Origin of the sequence: Staphylococcus sp. McC-251-APC-3A2 (genome assembly GCF_009695665.1) — a bacterium.
Lineage (GTDB): Bacteria > Bacillota > Bacilli > Staphylococcales > Staphylococcaceae > Staphylococcus > Staphylococcus cohnii.
Genome location: NZ_VUNO01000001.1, coordinates 957,122 through 978,764, shown reverse-complemented (window position 1 = coordinate 978,764; position 21,643 = coordinate 957,122). Strand labels below are relative to the sequence as shown.

The following is a 21,643-nucleotide window of genomic DNA, read 5'->3' as shown; positions in this document are numbered from 1 at the left end:
AATGGAGGACAATTTTTATGCATACATTTTTCATGATCATTTTAATTTTAGATTGTATTGCATTAGTGACTGTTGTATTACTCCAAGAAGGTAAAAGTAATGGACTATCAGGTGCGATAAGCGGTGGCGCTGAACAGTTATTTGGTAAACAAAAACAACGTGGCGTTGATTTATTCTTGCATAGATTAACAATTGTATTGTCTGTCATTTTCTTCTTGTTAATGTTAGGCATAAGTTATTTTGGTTTATAAGGTCCGACAATGTAAAAGTCGGGCTTTTTTATTTATAATAGAAGTATTCGGCTTTTAAATGCTTCAAAGTAGGGAATATATTTTGAGTACAACTGATATCATATTTATTTTAATAGCTTGGACGAAAGGATTGAATCACGATGCAAATTAGATTACCAGAACCATTCTTTTTTGAAGAAGGTAATCGCGCTGTATTACTTTTACACGGTTTTACAGGAAATTCTTCAGATGTAAGACAATTAGGTCGATTCTTACAAAAAAAGGGTTACACTTCTTATGCGCCACAATATGACGGGCATGCAGCACCACCAGAAGAGATACTTCAATCTAGTCCATTTGCATGGTATAAAGATGCGATAGATGGATATGAATTCCTTGTGGATAAAGGATATGATGAAATTGTGGTGGCTGGCTTATCACTTGGTGGTTGTTATGCATTGAAAATAAGCTTAGATAGAGATGTAAAGGGTATTATAACAATGTGTTCACCTATGCATATTAAGACTGAAGGTGCAATGTTTGATGGTGTCTTAACGTATGCACGTAATTTTAAAAAATACGAAGGCAAAGATGAAACAACAGTAGAAAGAGAAATGGATGCGTTTCATCCAACAGATACTTTAAAAGATTTACAAGGTCAAATTCAAAGTATACGTAATCGAGTAGATGAGGTTATGGATCCGCTACTGGTTATCCAAGGTGAGCAAGATCAAATGATTAATACAGATTCTGCTAACATTATATACAATGAAAGCGACTCAGATGATAAAGAGATTAAATGGTATGCGAATTCAGGACATGTCATTACAATTGATAAAGAAAAAGAACAAGTTTTTGAAGATATATACCAATTCTTAGAATCATTAGATTGGTCCAAATAAATTTACAGTATTTAATAAAAGAAAGGAGGGGCATAATGAATTTAAAGCAATCCATTGAAGAAATTATTAAACAACCAGATTATGAACCCATGTCTGTATCAGATTTTCAAGATGCATTAGGTTTAAATAGTGCCGACTCATTTAGAGACTTAATCAAGGTACTTGTTGAATTAGAACAAACAGGATTAATTCAACGTACAAAGACAGACAGATACCAACGTCAGGAATCTAAAAAATCAAAGCAATCGAAATTAATACAAGGTACACTTAGCCAAAATAAAAAAGGTTTTGCATTCTTACGTCCTGAAGACAATGATATGGATGATGTCTTTATCCCACCTACGAAAATTAATCGTGCAATGGATGGAGATACCGTACTTGTCGAATTACAAAACTCTAAAGGTGAACATAAAGGTAAGTTAGAAGGTGAAGTGAAATCAATTGAAAAGCACTCTGTTACTCAAGTAGTGGGTACGTATAGTGAAGCTCGACATTTTGGTTTCGTGTTACCTGATGATAAACGTATTATGCAAGATGTCTTTATTCCCAAAGGGCATAATTTAGGTGCGATAGATGGACATAAAGTCTTAGTACAAATTACAAAATATGCGGACGGTACCGATAATCCAGAAGGCCAAGTTTCTGCAATTTTAGGCCATAAAAATGATCCAGGTGTCGATATCTTGTCGATTATCTATCAACATGGTATTGAAATTGAATTCCCAGATAAAGTGTTAGAGGAAGCTGAAGCTGTTCCAGATGAAATTAAACCATCTGAAATCGAAGGACGTCGTGATTTAAGAAATGAGCTAACCATTACAATTGATGGTGCAGACGCTAAAGACTTAGATGACGCGATTAGTGTGAAAAAGTTAGATAATGGACATACGCAATTAACGGTAAGTATCGCCGATGTCAGTTATTATGTAACAGAGGGGTCAGCGTTAAATGAAGAAGCATACGACCGTGCAACGAGTGTTTATTTAGTAGACCGTGTGATTCCAATGATACCTCATCGACTAAGTAATGGCATTTGTTCATTAAATCCACAAGTGGATAGACTAACTTTAAGTTGTCAAATGGAATTAGATGAACGTGGGCATGTAGTTAATCATGAAATCTTTGATAGTGTGATTCATTCAAATTATCGTATGACTTATGATGAAGTGAATGAAATTATTACAGATCAAAATGAAGACACGCGTAAACAATATAACGAAGTTACACCAATGCTAGATTTAGCTAAAGACTTATCAGAACGTTTAATCAATATGCGCAGACGCCGCGGTGAAATTGACTTCGATATCAGTGAAGCCAAAGTACTTGTCAATGATGAAGGTATCCCAACAGACGTAGAATTAAGAAAACGCGGTGAAGGTGAACGTCTCATCGAATCGTTTATGTTAGCAGCCAATGAAACGATAGCAGAACACTTTGATCGTTTAAATGTGCCATTTATATATCGTGTTCATGAGCAACCAAAATCAGAGCGTTTACGTCAATTCTTTGATTTTATTACTAACTTTGGTTTAATGATTAAAGGTACTGGTGAAGAAGTTCACCCATCAACTTTACAAAAAATTCAACAAGAAGTAGAAGGCCAACCAGAGCAAATGGTCATTTCTACAATGATGTTACGTTCAATGCAACAAGCACGTTATGATGATGTGAATCTAGGTCACTTCGGTCTGTCAGCAGAGCACTATACACACTTCACGTCACCGATTCGTAGATATCCAGATTTAATCGTGCATAGACTCATTCGTAAATATCTTATTGATAAAACAATGGATGATAAAACACTTAATAAATGGGAAGAAGCATTACCAGAAATTGCTGATCATACATCACAAAGAGAACGAAGAGCGATCGAAGCAGAACGTGATACAGATGAATTGAAAAAAGCAGAATACATGGTTCAACATATTGGAGAAGAATATGAGGGTATCATTAGTTCTGTGGCTAATTTTGGTATGTTTATCGAATTGCCGAATACAATCGAAGGTATGGTACATGTATCAGAGATGACAGACGATTACTATCACTTCGATGAACGTCAAATGGCAATGATTGGAGAACGTCAAGCTAAAGTCTTTCGCATCGGTGATCCAGTTACAATCAAAGTTGTTAACGTAGATGTTGATGAGCGTATGATTGATTTCCAAATTGTTGGTATGCCATTACCGAAAAAAGAACGCAGCCCAAGACCTTCACGTGGTAAGACCATTCAAGCGAAACCACGCGGTCAGTCATTAGATAATTCAAATAATGATAAAAAGGGTAAGAAAAACCAACGTAAAGGTAAAAACCAACGCAATAAAAACAAGCCAGCAAGTGGTAATACAAAACATAAACCATTTTACAAAGATAAAAAAGTGAAAAATAAAGCTCGTAAGAAGAAAAAATAATTCAACAAAGAGGTGAAACTCAATGCCAAAGAAAAAATCACCAGGAACATTAGCTGAAAATCGTAAGGCCAGACATGATTTTAATATAGAAGATACGATTGAAGCGGGCATTGTGTTGAAAGGGACAGAAATTAAGTCCATTCGTCGTGGCAGTGCAAACCTTAAAGATAGCTATGCGCAAGTAAATCGTGGCGAAATGTTTTTAAATAATATGCACATTGCCCCATATGAAGAAGGGAATCGATTTAACCATGACCCGCGTCGTTCACGTAAATTACTATTACACAAACGTGAAATAGCAAAATTAGGGGAACGCACAAGAGAAATTGGTTATTCCATCATTCCTTTAAAACTCTATTTAAAACACGGTCAATGCAAAGTTTTACTTGGTGTTGCAAGAGGTAAGAAAAGACATGATAAACGTCAAGCATTGAAAGAAAAAGCAATGAAGCGCGACGTAGATAGAGCACTTAAAGCGCGTTATTAAGCGAAAATATTGCCAAAGACATTGATCTTTGGTAATATAATATGTGCTTTCTGAAAAAGATAGATGATTAAATCTGCAGAAAGTACATTATATTATTACGGGGGCGTTTTTGGATTCGACAGGGGTCCCCGAGCTAGTTAAGCGTGTCGGAGGGCTGTCTCCGCACCAACACACACAGTTAAAAATTAACTGACAAATCAAACAATAATTTCGCAGTAGCTGCCTAATAGCACTCTGCATCGCCTAACTGCATTTCCTATGTGCAGTTAACGCGATTCAACCTTAATAGGATACGCTAGGCACTGCCGTTTGAAGTCTGCCTAGAAGAGATTAATCGAACTAGCATAATGTCGGCTGTCTATCACCTAACATTATGCGAAATACCTTGATAGACTACACACGTAGAAAGATTAGTATCAGGACCTCTGGACGCGGGTTCGAATCCCGCCGTCTCCATTATATAGCCTGCAACCCATGTGGTTGTAGGCTTTTTACTTGTATAAAGATGTTGAAAATTTTTGAGAGTTATTTTAGAAAGATAACTGCGTAATTATCACTAGGTTGATACTTATAAGAATAAACCTAGTGATATGGATGAACTTCAATATATGAACTTAGAATCGATTGTAAAGGGCATTACAGAGGTATACAACAATAGCCAAGTAAAAGTACAACAGATTATTAAATTGTCATGGTGGGAGGATAACAACCATACAGAGAACGTTATAGCTGATGTGATGAGTATAAGTGAATTAACGTTAAGACATGCAAAAGAAGTGATATTAAAGCGTGTTGCGAAAGCAGTTGACTATGTGTGATGTATGACAAGAAAACAGTTAAAAAGTTTATATTAAATTATCACAAGACAATGAATAATAGTAATGAGTGTGACGAAGAAACAACTGTGGATGACTTTTTTAGTGTGAATGATCAAGTGGAATCGCATGAAATAGATAATAGTTATATTGAAGAAAGTATATTTTATATTGAAATAGAAGCAACTATTGAAAGAGTAACGACTGAAAAAGAACACAATTTATTTTTACTACTTTGTAACTGTGTTAGCTTTGAAAAGATAGGTAATATATTCGGAGTTAAAGCACTTAGAGTTAACCAGATGTTAAATGAGTTGTTGGATAAGATAGCGTATTAATTATCGAGGGTACACAAATAGCGGTGCTTGCCCTGTTTTTTACGTCTTAATACATATTTTATAAAATTAAAATCAATTTATTTTATTATACAGTTTGGAAAAGAAATTAAACGTTTAAGAAAAACAAATATTAAAACAAATAAATTGTGTTAATATTTGTTTATATTCAAATGACAGGGGGGATAGTAAAAATGGAGACAGTAATAAATGCAGTAGGATCTGCAGTTAAATGGGTTGCGAATAATCCAGACACTGTAGTGAAAGTAGTAAACTTTGTTAAAGACCATATTTAAAAAAGTTTAAACTACATACTTAGTGAAACACGTCTCATCTAAATAAATAGATGGGGCGTTTATTTATTTAAATATGCTTACATTCACAGGGTCGGCGTTCACACTCAGATACTACATTTATATGAAGAAATTTGAATATGTAAGTTGAATTTAAAAGATATTGTGGAGATAAAATAAAAAAGGCATAGTTAAATGCCCATATAAAAATATGTTAAATAAAATTATCAATCATATAATTCAAGATAACTATCTGTAAATTCTTCTGATGAAATTTCTCCATTGTCTCTTTGTTATTGCAATTCTGCAGCTTTATTCTGAATTTCATCGTACTCTTCACGAGAATATCCTTGATTTTCCATCTCTTCATAGTTTGCTTCTTCTTGGTCTTTTTGTTGTTCAGGTGTTAAACAACCACCAACTGTACAATAAGTACCATCATCTTTATATTCACCAAACATTACATCACCAGCAGGTACATTTGATTGCTCGTTATTAGCTACTTGTGATTTTTGTTGTTCTTCAGATTGTTGTGCTGTCTGTTGTTCTTGTGTATTCACTTGTTCTTGTGATTGAACAGGTTGTTCATTAATTTTATCTTGTTTTGCTACTTCTTCATTAGAGCTATCATCTGATTTGTTTTTTTTATCCTCAGATTTTTTATCATCTTTCTTTTTGTCAGCCTTTTCGGATGACTTCGTTTCCTTCTTATCTTCTGATTTATTTTCTTCATTATTTCCACATGCTGCTAATAATAAAAAACTAGCTAATAATAAAAATAAGATTTTTTTCATTTAATGCTCTCCCTTAAAAATAAATTATTAACTTAATTGTACTATACCTAAAAATAAAAGTGATAACAAAAAGTTATGATGATTATTATTTTTTGTGAAAATACTTATAGTTACATGTAAATCAAATACGATTATTGTACATCAAACGAATAACTTATATGTTTATACATTTTTTGATGCAACACAGACGAAGGTTAGGAACATATTTACTCAATGGCAAAGGCTTACGCTAAGCGTTATATCATTTGGAATTATTGGATGAATGTAACGGGAAAATTTAGAAGTCAAAAACATACGCATACTAAATTTCGACAGAAAAAAGCTATTTTTAAATAACACATAGGGAGCATTAATGGCCGGAAAAATTTAGAATTTTATTCACGGAGAACATTATATAAAGTATCTAATTTGCAATACTAAATAATTAGTTGGATAATTAATTTATAATACTTACACAGGGTGAATATAGATGGACGAAATTTTTGTTTTTAAAATAAAAACGAACGATGGAAATATGTTTCGTGAATATGTAGAAAATATTTGGCAAATTAGTGAAGCAGTGGCTTTGAAAAGGTTTGAAAAAGCGATTAAAAAGCATGAATACTTTTACTTAAAAGATAGTGGTAGATATATTAATGTGAGTAAAATTATTTCAATAGACGTAGAACTATTGAAATAAAACTATTAAATTATCAGTATAAAATATAAGTATATTGATATCATGAATTGTTTTTTAAGATTTATACGTACAGTTAAACTATAGAATCAATATAAAATCAAGACGTAGCATTATGAAAATTGATTACTTAGTGTGCTTAACTAATAAGAAATATTTTATAATCCAATATGGATATTGCTCAAAAGGAGCTAGAAAATTGAAAAAAATAATAATGTTAATGAGCTTGTATATTGTTGGGAAATTAGCTTCATCTGCGACAAAATTTTTAAATAATATAAGATATGGAAATAAAAAAAGTTTTACACCGAATCCACAGTTTTTAAAAAAGGAAGATGGCTTAAGTGCTAAAAATATTCTTTTTTTAGATTCGTCAATAACATATGGAGCAGCTTCTCATGGGGTATCATTTGTTGAATTTTTAAATATAGAATCTAATATGAACACAACGAAAGAAGCAATTTCGGGTACAAGTTTGGCAGGAACAGAAAAAAATTCATATGTCCAAAGGATTAAAAAAGAGGAGTTGAGTAAAGCCAAATATGATTTATTGGTTTGTCAGTTATCGACAAATGACGGTAGGTTAAATAAGTCTATAGGTGAAATAAAAAAAGAGTACGACATTGACGCCTTTGATGTAAAAACAACAATCGGCGCAATGGAATATATTATCAGTTACGCTAAATTAACTTGGGACGTTCCCGTATTATTTTATACATGTATTAGAAAAACAGATCCTTATTATGAATTCTTGGTAGATAATTTATATAAACTAAAAGAAAAATGGGATATTGAAATTTTAGATGTTTGGGGCAATCAATGGGCAAATGAACAAATGAAATATGATAATACACTTTTTGCTGATGATGCACACCCGACTTTAAAAGGCTACCGCTATATTTATACACCACTTTTTAAAGAAAAAATAAAAAATATATTGACTAAAGAAATATAAAAATGAACCAATTTTTTAAACGAAGTAGAAAAGTTAGCAGTTCATTTTGTATTTAATGCAAAAGGATAGGCAAATGAATGCCTATCCTTTTTAATTATCCAGTATTTATTTTTTAGGAAAAATGAACAAAGTAAAAATACTTAAAACAATAGAAATCATAGCTAGATAAACTGGTGCATTTATATTTTGAGTGTAAAAATAGCCAGTAATAATTGGTGCTATTAAAGTACCTAGAGAGGTGAAAGTAGAGTTTATTGAACCTGCTAAGCCTTGTTTGTTTTGAACTAATTTTGATAGATACACTGTTATAGTAGGGCGTATGATATCAAATCCAATAAATATAATCCAACTTATTAATATGAGGGATATCACAGAATTTAAGAATAATAAGCTAAATAGTATGACGATTGAATACATAGAACTAATAGTGATAATCGAAAGTTCACTTAAATACTTTGAAATTTTAGGATATAGAAAATATTGAGTAAAAGCGCCTAGCAAAGATCCACCTATAATAGCGGCAGCTATATTAATTGATGTAAACGCAGCTTTATCGACTAAGTATAATGGATAAAGTTCTTCTATAGCAGCTAGTCCAAATGCCAATAAAAATATAATTATAGAAGGTAATAAATATAGCTTTAAGTCCTTGAATTTTATTTTAAAATTTTTATTTTTTGGTACATGTTCATTTTTAATATGTGGAATACTTAACTTTAAATTTATAACTAACATGATCATGCCTATTACCATAGCTATAAAATAAGGTAATCTTATGTGGATTGATGAAAACAGCGCTCCTATACCTGGTCCAATGATAAAGCCCAATGATGTTATAGCTGAAAATGTGCCGAAATTTTTATCACGATTTTTTTCATCAGAGATATCTCCGATAATGCCAATAATAGATGTAGTCATTAAGGCGGCACTTATGCCTCCCAATACTCTGGAAACAAAGAGTGTATAAAAATCCATACCTATCCCGAATAAGCATTCTGAAATTATATAGAATAACAATCCAAACGATAGAAAGTGTTTTTTGGGGTACTTGTCAGAAAAGTATCCAATTATAAGTGAACAAATCATTTGGAAAAAAGAAAAAACTGCAATAAGTATTCCAAAAGCATTTCCAGTTATAGATAAATCTTTAATTATTAAAGGTAAACTTGGGACAACTAGTCCTATGCCAGTAAATGCCAAAAAAATATTGATATAAAGTGGAATAATTAAGCCTCTTTTAATCATTGTAACTCCTTAATGGAATAAATGATTAAAAGTAAGATTTCAATCATATATTGTTTGCATATTTATATAATTGATTGATTTAATCATTTATTCCTCCTGTTGTTTTAGTTTTAATTTGAATTATTAACGTATTTTTTCTGACTAACATAAAAACTCCTCCTTTTGATGATTGTATTATACAATATTTAATTTTTTACGAAAATAATGACTTGAAATATTTTTATTTATTTAAAAAGTATGATTAAAACTACATTAGTTTATATATTCAACCGAATTTTAAGTGAAAAAAGATAACAATATTGTAAGTACACTTAATTCATTTTGATTGATAAAATAATTTTATATAACGAAAGGAATGATTATAAATGAAGAAGATATTGATTTTAATGCCAGTTGTAATACTAGCTTTAGCAATAATATTAATAGGAATGTATTTAGTATCAAATGGAAAAAAACAAGAAGGAGAAATAGCTGGTTTAATTGATCACATTAACCCCTTAGTTAAAAAGGAAAGCAGTTATGTAAAAACAAAAAAACCTGATGAATTTTTGGAATATGATAGAGTCAGTTACACACAAAAAGCTTATGATGAACAAGGCGAAAGTAGAAATCTTACTTTCACAGCCTCTCAAAGTTTAAAGCTAGATAAATATTTGAAAATAACGCATAAGGGAGCTCATGTAGCTACATTTGAAGAAGTTAACAAACAGGATATACCTAAAAAAGCAATTGAAGAAATTGAAAAGTAAAAAATGATAATTTGATAACTCACTTTAAAGGGACTTTCAAACAGTTCCTTTATTTTTATTGATAAACATGAATTTGGATTCTATAGTAAGTCGTAGTTTTACTAGTTTAATCAATGAATCGTAGTCTTGTAATTTTCTAACGATTTGTGAGGTGTTGATTTTGGGAACTCGAAAATTTTAGGAATTATTATAATAAGTAAATAATTGACTTTTTGTAATGTAAGTGTAATATTACAATTGAATCAACCAAGATTCAAAATTTTTACAGGGAGTGTTTAATATGAATAAAGTGTCAAAGATAATGTTATCTTGCGGCCTCGTATTTAGTACAGCAGTAGGTGCAGCAGCAATCGATTCACATCAATCACAAACCCAAGCAGCAGAAACGCCATATTATAACTATACAGGTTATACATCAGCAAATAGTGAATTTATTTTGGATCAAGATTTTATTAATGCAATTAAATACGGTAATTTAACAATTAATGGTTATAAAATTACAAATAGTGACGCAGAAACAGCTGAGATGGTAGACATATATGATCAATCATTTCGTAAAACTGGCGAAAATAAAGCAGATGCTGTTACTTTTGATTTAGATGGTAAATCTGTTTCAAAAAATGATTTATTAACAGTATATGGTCCTTCAGATGTAACCGACACACCAGCAGGACATATGTATGAACGTAATTATAACGGTACGTCAATTAAATTTTATGTAAACGAGGGTTATGTAACCAAAGTACAAATTAATACTTAAAGTGAAATATAAAGGGAATACTAAACAATCAATCAAATTTAATAAATAATGTAGTTAATGAAAGTGTATTTTTATCACATGTATGTCATTCTTAAATTTTTTAGCAGTGTGTAATTTACAAATGTACAAGTCAAAAAGTGATTAATAGAAAATAGGTAATGCTAGTGGTTCTTTTTATAAAACTAAATTTCTAATAAACAAACGCTCACCAATTGGTGGGCGTTTTTGTAATAAAAAATATTTTTAGTGTGACTTTAATAGGTTAAGGATATAATTATATACACAATTTTGGAAGTAAGGATTTAAGCATGTTCTTTGAGAAGGAATTAACTTTTAATTATAAATTTAGTTTTAACAATTTTTATGCGTTGTCATAAAAGGTAAGTACGTTTGTCTAAAATTCATTTGGCATATTAGTCCTTCTGAGGTCTTAAAATATAAAAATAAAAAACCAAAAATATGATGATTGATGGTGGTAAACTTATAGATATTGTTTTTAAAAATTCGTTACTGATTAAAATCAATGTTTCGAAATTAGAAGCGTTCATAATTTTATTAATTCCTGTTTCTGATGGTCTGATTAAAATTGTAATAAATGTTATTATCAAGAAAAAAACAATGGAATATTTTAGACTTTTTTTAAATCTCATAAAGCACCTCTCTTTGATATAGCGTATCGTGATATTGAAACATGTATGACAAATGTATTATTTGCTCATATTATATAATAATGATGTATATATGTCACAGTGTTATCGAATTTTATTATAAAAGCGTTGTAAAATCTAATTTACTATAATATTATAAAAATATGATTTTTTTAGAGCTCTATCATTTTTGCGGCCACCTTTAAAGGTGGTTATTTTAATGGATTTATAATTAATTTCTGTTTTTAAGATAGTTAGTAAAAAGGAGATATTAAATTGAAAAGAGTAATAGGCGTAGGTATTTTAAGTGGTATATTACTTTCTGGTTGTTCTCCAGATATGTTAAGTAAAAAATATTTAAATATTGCCCATCGAGGGGCTAGTGGATCGACACCTGAACATACTTTTGTCGCATATGATAAAGCAATTGAGTTGGATGCAGATTATATAGAAGTAGATTTACAAATGACTAAAGATAATAAGTTAATTGCAATGCATGATAGTAAAGTCGATAGAACTACTGATAACACAGGATATGTAAAAGATAAAAATATCTCTCAAATAAAAAAATTAGATGCTGGATCTTGGTTTGATAAAAAATACAAAAATGAAAAAGTACCGGAATTAGCAGAAATATTAAAAAAATATTATAAAAAGTCTAATTTTTATATTGAAACTAAAAATCCTGAAATGTACCCAGGTATGGATGAAAAACTAGTAGAAGAACTCAATAAAAAAGTTTTATTAGGTAAAAATAAATTAAAAAAAGGTGAAGTTATAATACAGTCATTTTCTGAAAGTAGTTTAGTGAACATACATAAAATAAATAAAAACATTCCATTAATAAAACTAATTGATGATAATGAAATTAATAGTTTATCAGATAAAGAATTGCAACGCTTATCAAAATTTATATATGGTATTGGGATGAATCATAAAAGCGTGAATCCTGAATTAGTAAAACGAGTACACGATAACGGATTAAAAGTTCATGTTTTTACTTTAAATAGTAAAGGAGAAGTTAAAAAAATGAAAAAAATGGGGGTTGATGGTGGGTTTAACAATAATCCATAGTATTTAATTAAAATAATATTTATGATCGTAGGCGTAATTCGAATAATATGCTTAAATAATGCCAACGACTATATAGAACCACAATGACGTTAAGTAGAGTTTTGAATCTTTAAGAAGCATAAATAATAAATTAGGATATTAAAATTTTAAATTATATGGTTATTTATAATGAACGGTAAATTATTTTAGCATAAATCGTTTATATGTATATTGTTTTGGTTATATTTAAGAAAGTCTGAAATTGGAAAGGTGTATTGTAAAATGGAGAAATTAAATCAGGTCATGCTATATGTAGATGATCAGTCAAAAGCTGTTGATTTTTGGAAAAATATAATGGAATTTGTCGTTTTATCAGAAGAAGCATTAGCAGAAGGATATAAAGCAGTAGAAATAGCACCCAATAATGAGGCCGAAACATCGATTTCTATTATGGAAAAAGCATTTATTAAAAAATATAGTCCAGAAGTTAATTTGGGTACACCATCACTTATGTTTAAAGCATCAAATTTCGATGAACTTTATGAAAAGTTAAAAGCTAAAGGCTTAACTGGACATGATATTATTGAAATGTCAGGAACTCGGGTATTTAATTTTCAAGATGGACAAGGTAACTATTTCGCCGTAAGTGAATAGCATTTATTATTTTCTTGAAATAAATAACTGCCGTCAATAGGACTGAAACCAAATCGATGAAATTCGTTTGGTTTTGGTCCTTTTTAATAATCGCAAGCATATTTATTATACCTTGTGGGGGTATATGTTATAATCATTAATGCTAAGAGAATAACGTTACACTCTATAAGGAGGATAAAACATGACAAATTCAAATAATCATGAATCACGCGATTATCATGATCATGGGATGCATGAGGAACATCATACACAGCATCATGAAGGACATGATATGCATGATCACCAGGGACATCACCATGGCAATTTTAAGCGTAAATTTTTTATATCACTGTTATTTGCTATACCAATCGTCATTTTATCACCAATGATGGGAATAAAATTACCGTTTCAATTCTCATTTAATGGTTCCGATTGGATCGTAGTAGTGCTTGCCACAATATTGTTTTTCTATGGTGGTAAACCTTTTTTAACTGGTGCCAAAGATGAACTTTTATCTAAAAAGCCTGGTATGATGACGCTTGTTGCGTTAGGTATTTCTGTAGCATATATTTATAGTTTATATGCATTTTATATGAATCATTTTAGCCATGCATCTGGGCATGTTATGGATTTCTTCTGGGAATTAGCTACATTAATATTGATTATGTTGTTAGGACATTGGATTGAAATGAATGCAGTTGGTAATGCAGGTAATGCTTTGAAAAAAATGGCTGAACTTTTACCTAATAAAGCGATAAGAGTGATAGATTCGGAAGAAAAAGAAGAGGTTTCTATATCTGAAATTTCAGCGAATGATATTGTGGAAGTAAAAGCTGGAGAAAGCATACCGGCAGACGGAGTGATCACTCAAGGAAGTACCTCAGTAGATGAATCATTAGTAACAGGAGAATCTAAGCAAGTAGTTAAAAATGAACAAGATGAAGTTATCGGTGGTTCAATTAATGGTTCAGGCACGGTACATGTCAAAGTAACTGCTACAGGAGAGAATGGCTATTTATCACAAGTGATGGGATTAGTAAATCAAGCACAAAATGATAAGTCTGATGCGGAATTATTATCAGATAAAGTAGCGGGTTATCTATTTTATTTTGCAGTAAGTGTTGGTTTAATAGCATTTATCGTGTGGATGCTTATCCATAATAATATAGATTTTGCTTTGGAAAGATTAGTGACGGTATTGGTTATAGCTTGTCCTCATGCACTGGGATTAGCTATACCTCTAGTTACGGCGCGTTCTACTTCTATTGGCGCACATAATGGATTAATCATAAAAAATAGATCTTCTGTTGAATTAGCTCAACATATTGACTATATTATGATGGATAAAACAGGCACTTTAACAGAAGGTGATTTTTCAGTGAATCATTATGAAAGTTATACAGATCAAAGTGATAATGAAGCAATCTTATCTTTATTTGCTTCATTGGAAAGTAATTCCAATCATCCACTCGCTTTAGGTATCGTGACATTTGCTAAAAGTAAAGGTATCAAAATTAAAAATCCTCAAGAAGTTACCAATATACCAGGTGTTGGATTAGAAGGTATAATTGAAAATCAAAAATATAAAATTACAAATGTAAGCTATTTAGAAAATAACAACTTGAAATATAATATCGAAGAATTTGAAAACCTTACGAAACAAGGTAACTCAGTTAGCTTTTTAATTAATAACGAAGAAGTAATAGGAGTTATTGCACAAGGGGATAAAATTAAAGAAAGTTCAAGAAAAATGGTTTCAGATTTATTATCAAGAAATATTACGCCAGTGATGTTAACAGGAGATAATAATGAAGTTGCAACTACAGTGGCTAAAGAATTAGGTATTAATGATGTCCATGCACAATTATTACCTGAGGATAAAGAAAAAATTATTCAAGATTATCAAAATAATGGACATAAAGTAATGATGGTTGGTGACGGTATCAATGATGCACCTAGTTTAATTAGAGCGGATATAGGTATGGCTATTGGTGCTGGTACGGACGTTGCTGTTGAATCAGGAGACGTGATTCTTGTTAAAAGTACACCATCAGATATAATTCATTTCCTTTCACTTTCTAAAAATACTATGAGAAAAATGGTTCAAAATTTATGGTGGGGAGCTGGATATAACATTGTTGCTGTACCACTCGCAGCTGGTGTTTTAGCATTTTTAGGGTTAATATTATCTCCTGCTGTCGGAGCAATTTTGATGTCTTTAAGTACGGTTATTGTTGCAATTAATGCAATGACATTAAAATTGAAGTAGAACCACAAAAATTTTGAATGAACGCGTACGAATATAATGACTTGAATAAAGTGGAAAGACACAATCTTTTAAAGGTAAAGTGTTTGTTCCACTTTTTTTTAATTAGTAAACTAGAAATGAATTATGCTAAACTAGTGCTAATTAAAAAGGGGGTATGACATGTCGTTAAAACTGGAGCCTATGACGCAAAAAACTTTTGATGAAATTTATGAAAATAGCATTCATGAATATGCGCATGAACATATAAAAAGTGGTGATTGGGAAGCAGAAGGTGCCATTGAGAGGGCACGTTCAGATTTTGAAAAACTATTGCCTTATGGATTAGCTACTGAAAATCAGGATTTATTTTCTGTTAATTATTTGGATGAAATGATTGGATATTGTTGGTTACATTTTGAGGGGATTAAAAAGAAAACTAAATGTTTTATTTATGATGTACATATTTTTGACAGTTATAGAGGTCAAGGCTTAGGTGAAAAAACGATGCTTTGTATCGAAGATTATTGCCAAAAAAGAAATATACATCGTATTGGTTTACATGTGTTTGGTCACAACGAGAGGGCAGTATCCTTATACAATAAATTAGGGTTTCAAACTACTAATTATAGAATGGAAAAAGTGATAGGGAATGATACACATTAAAATAAGACGCTAATTTTTAAAAATTTATCAAAAGTTTTAAGTAGGGGAATTTAAAAATCGGTAATCTATGCAAATTGATAGCGAAATATTTTTAGAATTAAGCAATTATTTTTAGATGTTTTAATGAATGTTGGTTGGCAATATAAATGAGGTTCAACCTCAACTTAGAATGATTCTATAGGTTTATTACCATAAAGGAAATAAGCGTCCAATGACTTATGACTTTTTATAAAAATAGAGAAGACGTCCCTTTCTATTGGACAGATATAGAAAGAGACGTTTTTTTATATGACTAAAGCTTTATGAAAGCCACTGAATTGTCTGTTTGCCAGCATTTGTATATTTATGACCAGCCAATTAATTGTGCAATTACTAATGAAATAATTGAAATAAGTCCCCACATAATAAATAAAGGGAAGAAAAACTTGATCCACTTAGTATAAGAAACGCCACCAATGGCTAATGCTGCCATGAAATAACCACTTGTAGGATAGAATACATGTGTGAAGCCATCGCCTAATTGAAAAGCTAAAACAGCTGTTTGACGAGTAATTCCTAGCATATCTGCTAATGGTGCCATGATAGGCATAGTGACAAGTGCTTGACCACTTCCTGATGAGATGATGAAGTTAATTAATACCTGAACGAGATACATTCCGATGACTGCGACAGTCGGTGTTGCACCGTCAATAACAGAACCTAAGCCATGCACGATACTGTCCATAATCTTACCATCTTCAAGAACTACTGCGATAGAACGTGCGAGACCTACAATGATAGCTCCCATCAATACGTCTTTAAATCCGTCATTAAATGACTCGCAAATTTCACGCGTATTCAATCCAGTAATTAATCCAACAACAATTCCCATAATGATAAATAATCCGGACATTTCAACCATAAACCAACCCTGTGTAGTAACACCATAAACAAGTACAATAAAAAAGGCTAATACAACTGCAATGCCAATTTTTTGACGTTGAGTTGCAACTAGCGGTTCGTGCTTCGTAATGTCTTTATAGGTTTGTCTTTTTTCAGTGTCTTCTTGGTAAACTAAGCTAATATGTGGGCTTTGTTTTACTTTTCGTGCGTATCTCATTATAAATAATATCGTTATAATAAGCACAACTACAAAGATTATTAGTCGTAAGCCAATACCAGAAAAAACAGGAATACCAGATAATTTTTGTGCTAACCCAGTATTAATAGGGTTTAATACACCGACTGTAAAGCCTACAACAGTACCACATAGCGCAATCGCAGTAGCGGTTATAGAATCATAACCTAAAGCAATAATTAATGGAATGATAACGGGTATGTATACAAGTGAAAGTTCAGCAGTACCTATGAGAGTAGCAATAATTGCAAATACTGATGTCAGTACTGGAATGATAAAGATACTATGATTTAAAAACCTACGCGCGAGTTTATCAACTCCAATTTCAATAATGCCCGTACGTCTTAATACCATAAACATACCACCAATAATCAGTGTGAAAAATACAATTTCACCTGCTTCAATGAGACCTCTTGGAATAATGGATATAAAGTCTATGATATTCAATGGTGTAGCTTTTATGTAATGAAATGAGTCTGCATCAACCATTTCTCTACCTTCTGGTCCTTTAATTCGATCAAATTCTCCGGAAGGAATGAGGTAAGTTGAAATGGTGGCTAAGACACCAAATATAAATAATATGACATAAATATGTGGCATTTCGACCATTTTCCTGTCTTTATTTGTTGTTTTCCCTTTATTTTTTGAAAATTTCATTGCTACACCCCTTTTAGCTAACATAAATAATGAAAATATATCATGGTTATATAAAAATTAAAATCTTAATTTTCTGAAAATTTTAATTTAAACATAATTATAACAAAATTATTAAATAAATATGATTTTAGTTAAACAATTTAGTGTGAATTAATATAAAATAAAAAACCTAGTAATTGAACTGTGCAGCTCATTTACTAGATTTTACTAGAAACATTTTATTTATTTGATAACTAAAGACAGTAACAAGGCACTATCTTTAATTATAAGTGTTTATTACATTGCTCGATCAACATTACTACACAATATATTCAAATAGCGATGAACATTATGCGAAGTCGTATCTTTAGGTAGTGCATGAGAAAACGTATTACCTTTTGTCGTTTTAACAGTATAGATTATATCATAGTTACTAATTTTGAAATCAATAATTTTCATAAATATCCCCTTAACAATGGTCATTGTTTTAAAATTATGAAATTGCAAATGAAACTGTGAAATAGGTTGAAGTACAAAGTTGACCATTTATATAATTGTACTATACATAAATCTTTTAAGTAATAAAAAGTATAACATATTTATGAAATAAACTTAAATAATACAAATAAAAAACACATTCAAATTTAAGAATATGTTTAATCATTAAGTAAATTTATTATTTCATCGTACTTTTGTTCACTCAAGGTACCTAAAGGACTTTGATTTATTTCAAATATTAAAAAATCATCATTTGAATTGAATACACTTTTTATATTTTCACAAATCGTATTTTGATCTAAGTCACTTTTTAACAACCACAATCCTTTGTAGATGTACAAAGGTTTACCAACAAGATTTAACTTAGAAGGTAATTTTTCATACCCATAAGAAATAGCATTTAAATTATAGGATAATATATATTTCGCCATTTATATCGCCCTCCGATATAAGCATATCATTAACTAAGATTTAAAGGTTGAAAGAAGGTTGGGTTTAAACACCATTTATTAATTTATGGAATATTATAGGCGGATTAAGTTTGTTTTTATTTTGGAAGGGGATTTTAATAATATAGGTAACTTTATTTTTAATACTATGGGGTGAAATAAAAATGAATTATATAAAGTATATAACTCAAAAGATAACACGAAGCTTTATGCAAAAATAAATGAAATTGAAAAGGCTAAAGCTAATATTATTATTGTCCATGGATTAGCTGAACATCTTGATCGTTATGATGAATTAGCTAATTACTTAAATAAAAATGAATTCAATGTAATTAGGTATGATCAGCGGGGACATGGTCGATCAGAAGGCAAGCAGACATTTTATAGTAATAAAGATGAGATTGTTGAAGATTTGACTGCTGTGGTTGATAAAGTTAAAGCAGACTATAAAGGGAAGATATATTTAATTGGTCATAGTATGGGCGGATATACAGTAACATTATTCGGTACACAATATCCTAATGAAGTAGACGGCATAATAACATCTGGCGCTTTAACGAGATATAATAAGAAAACGTTTGGTGAAGTAGACAATCATGTAGATAAGTATAGTTATTTTGATAACGAGCTTAGTGAAGGACTATGTTCAGATCAAAATGTTGTTGAAAAATATGCATTAGATGATTTGAATGCAAAGCAAATTTCAATGGGATTAATAGTTAGTCTAATGGATGGTATAGCGTATTTAAAAGAAAATGCATCTAAATTTATTGAACATACACTTATATTACATGGTAAGGAAGATGGGTTGGTGAGTTACCAAGATTCATTACAATTATTTGATGAAATAGGTTCTGAACATAAATCAATTCATATTTATGATGGTTTACAACACGAAATATTTAATGAATCTTCTTTTAACAAGAATATTTTTAAAGAAATTGTTGATTGGTTAGATAATGAAATATAATTAACATGAATTTTTAAAGTAGATTTACAAATTTATTGTTGATTAAGTCCTCAAATATTTTAAAATGTTTGTTTCAGTAATTTGAAGGATTTATAATAAAAAAATAATTAAGACAAAATAGTTGAAGGAGACAAATATGTTTATTAAAACCTTGCACATGGAATACGAAGAGAGTTTCGAAGAATTTGATACACGGGTGAACCAATTTTTACATGAAGTTGACGATAAACAGCATTGGGAACTTGTTTCAGTTACACCTTCAGTTACAAACACTGTGGAAGGCGTAGATTATTTTATTACAATTATTTATAAAAAGTAATGAATAACACGATAAAAAAAAGAGCCTGAAAACTTTTTCAGGCTTAAACATAATATAGACAGTAATTGGTTAGGAAATGTCTGATAATCATGATTTTAATCAATCACTCACATTCTAATCATTCCGGTTATTGCAAGTCGACTAGATTATTTAAAAAATGATGTTTATCTCGTCCATATATAAATTGTGATACATGATATCAATCTAATCACTAATTATATAAATTCAATATGTGTACTAAATTCATATAATTAGTGACTAAATGTTTTTTGAGGGACGTTGAAATAATCAGCTAAAATTTTAGTGTCATTTTCTGATGGTTCTCTATATCCATGTTCCCAATCCCATATTTGACATATTCTATAACTTTTCTCGTAGTCTTTGTTTAAATTAATTGCTAATTTAGACAAGCTTAAATGCTCTTTTTCACGTAGCTCAGTTAAAATTTCCAAAATCTAAAACCTCCATCATTTAAATGTATAATACGTATATTAATTATTTTAGTACAGATAAACTGTATGTTCAAATAACTAAATATTTATTTAGAATTAATTGAAATGTTATTTCCAACAATTTTAATATTTTGAATAAAATATAAATCATTTGTTGATTGTATAAAGTGTCAGGATATAAGGATAGGGTATTAAAATATTAAAAATATTTATAATAAGGAGGAAAATAAATTGAAAATAATTGCTATGAGTATTTTTGTAGATGATCAAGAAAAGGCAAAACAATTTTATACAGAAAAGCTCGGTTTTGAACTTGTACATGACATGGAGATTGGTGGCGGGTTTAAATGGTTAACTGTAAAAGAAAACAATTCTAACAATCCGGTAGAAATCGTTCTTGAACCTAATGAGAATCCTATAGCAAAAACATATCAAGATGATTTGTTTAATGCAGGTATTCCCGTAACGATGTTTGGCGTTTCTAATTTAGAACAAACACACCAATCACTGTCAGATTTAGATGTGAAATTTCATACAGCACCAAAAGAGGTTGAAGGAATTAAATTAGCAATCATTGAAGACACTTGTGGTAATTTAATTCAATTAATTGAGCAATAAGTATATATTTTTCTAAGCACTAGATTTAATTTATCGTCATTTTTTATGATATAAGTTAAATTTGGTGCTTGTTACTTATTATATTAAAGCACTTTATAAAATATAATTTCTGTATTCATCACCGATGAAAATGAATAATCATTTTTTGTAGCCCTCTGAATTAAACGCTGGTTAACAAATTTTTGGATATGTTTATGAAGTATATTTTATTGGAGGGAACTTTACAGAAAGTTATGAGTTTGCAAAATGCATTCTTATACGAATTACAATCCAATAACGATGTAAACTAAGTAGTAAAGTAGCGATGATTAATACGATATAACCCCTTTATCCGCCGTATTAATCATCGTTCAAAAACATGAGTATTTATTTTTTCATTTTATCAATATCTTCCGCAACAATTGTTAATAATTCTTCAGTTTCTGCGTCGGTTAACTCATCAGAACCTTTAATTCTAATGACAGAACCCTTATCCGTTTTAACATGGTAAATCGGTTCTTCGTCTTTATAAACTTTTCGTAATACTTTCATCTCATCACCCTTTTTTTTATAAAACAATTCACGATAATATAAAATAATGTCTAAATAGAAACATTACTTTCATAAGACGAATAAGTTCTTATTTTATAACTGAAATGATTAATACTTTAACTATAGGATAACTTTTTATTAAATTCATTTCCACTGGTAT

The 21,643-nt window shown here is 30.3% G+C and carries 23 protein-coding genes, 1 other RNA gene and 1 pseudogene; 18 read left to right on the top strand and 7 right to left on the bottom strand.

The features are described 5' to 3' along the window. The first annotated feature begins 17 nt into the window (after window positions 1-17). The 7 genes from secG (at window position 18) to FYJ81_RS04705 (ending at window position 5,180) form a co-directional block, all read left to right on the top strand. Complete coding sequence (gene secG / locus FYJ81_RS04735; RefSeq protein ID WP_019469442.1) at window positions 18-251, top strand: preprotein translocase subunit SecG; 234 nt, start codon at window positions 18-20, stop codon at window positions 249-251. Between the two features lie 140 nt (window positions 252-391). Then, window positions 392-1,132 carry an alpha/beta hydrolase gene (locus tag FYJ81_RS04730; protein WP_154409370.1) on the top strand — a complete coding sequence of 247 codons (741 nt, stop codon included), beginning with the start codon at window positions 392-394 and terminating at the stop codon, window positions 1,130-1,132. 35 nt (window positions 1,133-1,167) lie between these two features. After that, window positions 1,168-3,540, top strand: a complete 2,373-nt coding sequence (gene rnr / locus FYJ81_RS04725; protein ID WP_119517708.1) for a ribonuclease R — start codon at window positions 1,168-1,170, stop codon at window positions 3,538-3,540. Window positions 3,541-3,562: 22 nt separating this feature from the next. Next, window positions 3,563-4,027, top strand: a complete 465-nt coding sequence (smpB, locus tag FYJ81_RS04720) for an SsrA-binding protein SmpB (protein WP_154409369.1) — start codon at window positions 3,563-3,565, stop codon at window positions 4,025-4,027. Between the two features lie 99 nt (window positions 4,028-4,126). Next, window positions 4,127-4,486, top strand: a transfer-messenger RNA (tmRNA) gene (gene ssrA / locus FYJ81_RS04715). Window positions 4,487-4,635: 149 nt separating this feature from the next. After that, window positions 4,636-4,845: a hypothetical protein gene (locus tag FYJ81_RS04710; RefSeq protein WP_226956209.1), complete on the top strand. Its 210-nt coding sequence runs from the start codon at window positions 4,636-4,638 to the stop codon at window positions 4,843-4,845. Then, window positions 4,845-5,180 carry a sigma-70 family RNA polymerase sigma factor gene (locus FYJ81_RS04705; RefSeq protein ID WP_154409368.1) on the top strand — a complete coding sequence of 112 codons (336 nt, stop codon included), beginning with the start codon at window positions 4,845-4,847 and terminating at the stop codon, window positions 5,178-5,180. The genes FYJ81_RS04710 and FYJ81_RS04705 overlap by 1 nt, the downstream gene beginning before the upstream one ends. A 583-nt stretch (window positions 5,181-5,763) precedes the next feature. Here the strand turns inward: FYJ81_RS04705 and FYJ81_RS13075 are convergent. Beyond that, the gene (locus FYJ81_RS13075) at window positions 5,764-6,264 is read right to left on the bottom strand and encodes a hypothetical protein (RefSeq protein WP_226956210.1); all 501 of its coding nucleotides are present in this window, start codon (window positions 6,262-6,264) and stop codon (window positions 5,764-5,766) included. A 469-nt stretch (window positions 6,265-6,733) separates the two neighbouring features. On the opposite strand from FYJ81_RS13075, the gene FYJ81_RS04695 reads away from it, so the two are divergent. Together FYJ81_RS04695 and FYJ81_RS04690 are read left to right on the top strand one after the other, a co-directional pair. Then, a complete protein-coding gene (locus tag FYJ81_RS04695; protein ID WP_154409367.1) occupies window positions 6,734-6,943 on the top strand; it encodes a hypothetical protein in 210 nt (69 codons plus the stop codon). A gap of 196 nt (window positions 6,944-7,139) precedes the next feature. Then, window positions 7,140-7,895 carry an SGNH/GDSL hydrolase family protein gene (locus tag FYJ81_RS04690; protein WP_154409366.1) on the top strand — a complete coding sequence of 252 codons (756 nt, stop codon included), beginning with the start codon at window positions 7,140-7,142 and terminating at the stop codon, window positions 7,893-7,895. A 105-nt stretch (window positions 7,896-8,000) separates the two neighbouring features. Here FYJ81_RS04690 and FYJ81_RS04685 read toward each other — a convergent pair whose 3' ends face one another. Then, window positions 8,001-9,140 (bottom strand): MFS transporter, encoded by a 1,140-nt coding sequence (locus FYJ81_RS04685; RefSeq protein ID WP_154409365.1) that lies wholly within the window; start codon window positions 9,138-9,140, stop codon window positions 8,001-8,003. A 365-nt stretch (window positions 9,141-9,505) separates the two neighbouring features. Here FYJ81_RS04685 and FYJ81_RS04680 point away from each other — a divergent pair, with 365 nt between their 5' ends. From FYJ81_RS04680 to FYJ81_RS04655, 6 genes are all read left to right on the top strand, one after another. Then, window positions 9,506-9,889, top strand: coding sequence for a YxeA family protein (locus tag FYJ81_RS04680; protein ID WP_154409364.1), 384 nt, complete (start codon window positions 9,506-9,508; stop codon window positions 9,887-9,889). A 280-nt stretch (window positions 9,890-10,169) separates the two neighbouring features. Then, window positions 10,170-10,649, top strand: a complete 480-nt coding sequence (gene isaB / locus FYJ81_RS04675) for an immunodominant staphylococcal antigen IsaB family protein (protein WP_154409363.1) — start codon at window positions 10,170-10,172, stop codon at window positions 10,647-10,649. Window positions 10,650-11,572: 923 nt separating this feature from the next. Then, complete coding sequence (locus FYJ81_RS04670) at window positions 11,573-12,370, top strand: glycerophosphodiester phosphodiesterase family protein (RefSeq protein ID WP_154409362.1); 798 nt, start codon at window positions 11,573-11,575, stop codon at window positions 12,368-12,370. 261 nt (window positions 12,371-12,631) lie between these two features. After that, window positions 12,632-13,003: a VOC family protein gene (locus tag FYJ81_RS04665; RefSeq protein ID WP_107385259.1), complete on the top strand. Its 372-nt coding sequence runs from the start codon at window positions 12,632-12,634 to the stop codon at window positions 13,001-13,003. A 229-nt stretch (window positions 13,004-13,232) separates the two neighbouring features. After that, complete coding sequence (locus FYJ81_RS04660; protein WP_432578221.1) at window positions 13,233-15,251, top strand: heavy metal translocating P-type ATPase; 2,019 nt, start codon at window positions 13,233-13,235, stop codon at window positions 15,249-15,251. 159 nt (window positions 15,252-15,410) lie between these two features. Next, window positions 15,411-15,893: a GNAT family N-acetyltransferase gene (locus FYJ81_RS04655; protein ID WP_107385257.1), complete on the top strand. Its 483-nt coding sequence runs from the start codon at window positions 15,411-15,413 to the stop codon at window positions 15,891-15,893. 343 nt (window positions 15,894-16,236) lie between these two features. Here FYJ81_RS04655 and FYJ81_RS04650 read toward each other — a convergent pair whose 3' ends face one another. The 3 genes from FYJ81_RS04650 to FYJ81_RS04645 form a co-directional block, all read right to left on the bottom strand. Further along, window positions 16,237-17,667 (bottom strand): YfcC family protein, encoded by a 1,431-nt coding sequence (locus tag FYJ81_RS04650; RefSeq protein ID WP_154409360.1) that lies wholly within the window; start codon window positions 17,665-17,667, stop codon window positions 16,237-16,239. A gap of 276 nt (window positions 17,668-17,943) precedes the next feature. Continuing rightward, entirely contained in the window at window positions 17,944-18,105 is a 162-nt protein-coding gene (locus FYJ81_RS12995; protein ID WP_181187807.1) for a hypothetical protein, read from the bottom strand. A 197-nt stretch (window positions 18,106-18,302) separates the two neighbouring features. After that, complete coding sequence (locus FYJ81_RS04645) at window positions 18,303-18,575, bottom strand: hypothetical protein (RefSeq protein ID WP_107386690.1); 273 nt, start codon at window positions 18,573-18,575, stop codon at window positions 18,303-18,305. Between the two features lie 182 nt (window positions 18,576-18,757). Between FYJ81_RS04645 and FYJ81_RS04640 the strand changes: the two are divergent. Both FYJ81_RS04640 and FYJ81_RS04635 read left to right on the top strand, forming a co-directional pair. After that, window positions 18,758-19,563 (top strand): annotated as a pseudogene (locus FYJ81_RS04640) (alpha/beta hydrolase). A gap of 136 nt (window positions 19,564-19,699) precedes the next feature. Beyond that, window positions 19,700-19,882, top strand: a complete 183-nt coding sequence (locus tag FYJ81_RS04635) for a hypothetical protein (RefSeq protein ID WP_107505408.1) — start codon at window positions 19,700-19,702, stop codon at window positions 19,880-19,882. A gap of 251 nt (window positions 19,883-20,133) precedes the next feature. Here the strand turns inward: FYJ81_RS04635 and FYJ81_RS04630 are convergent, their stop codons facing one another. After that, complete coding sequence (locus tag FYJ81_RS04630) at window positions 20,134-20,334, bottom strand: helix-turn-helix domain-containing protein (RefSeq protein WP_107385383.1); 201 nt, start codon at window positions 20,332-20,334, stop codon at window positions 20,134-20,136. Between the two features lie 231 nt (window positions 20,335-20,565). Between FYJ81_RS04630 and FYJ81_RS04625 the strand changes: the two genes are divergently transcribed. Continuing rightward, the gene (locus FYJ81_RS04625) at window positions 20,566-20,952 is read left to right on the top strand and encodes a VOC family protein (RefSeq protein WP_107385384.1); all 387 of its coding nucleotides are present in this window, start codon (window positions 20,566-20,568) and stop codon (window positions 20,950-20,952) included. Window positions 20,953-21,318: 366 nt separating this feature from the next. Here the strand turns inward: FYJ81_RS04625 and vraX are convergent, their stop codons facing one another. Continuing rightward, entirely contained in the window at window positions 21,319-21,483 is a 165-nt protein-coding gene (gene vraX, locus FYJ81_RS12990; protein ID WP_164996921.1) for a C1q-binding complement inhibitor VraX, read from the bottom strand. Between the last annotated feature and the right edge of the window lie 160 nt (window positions 21,484-21,643).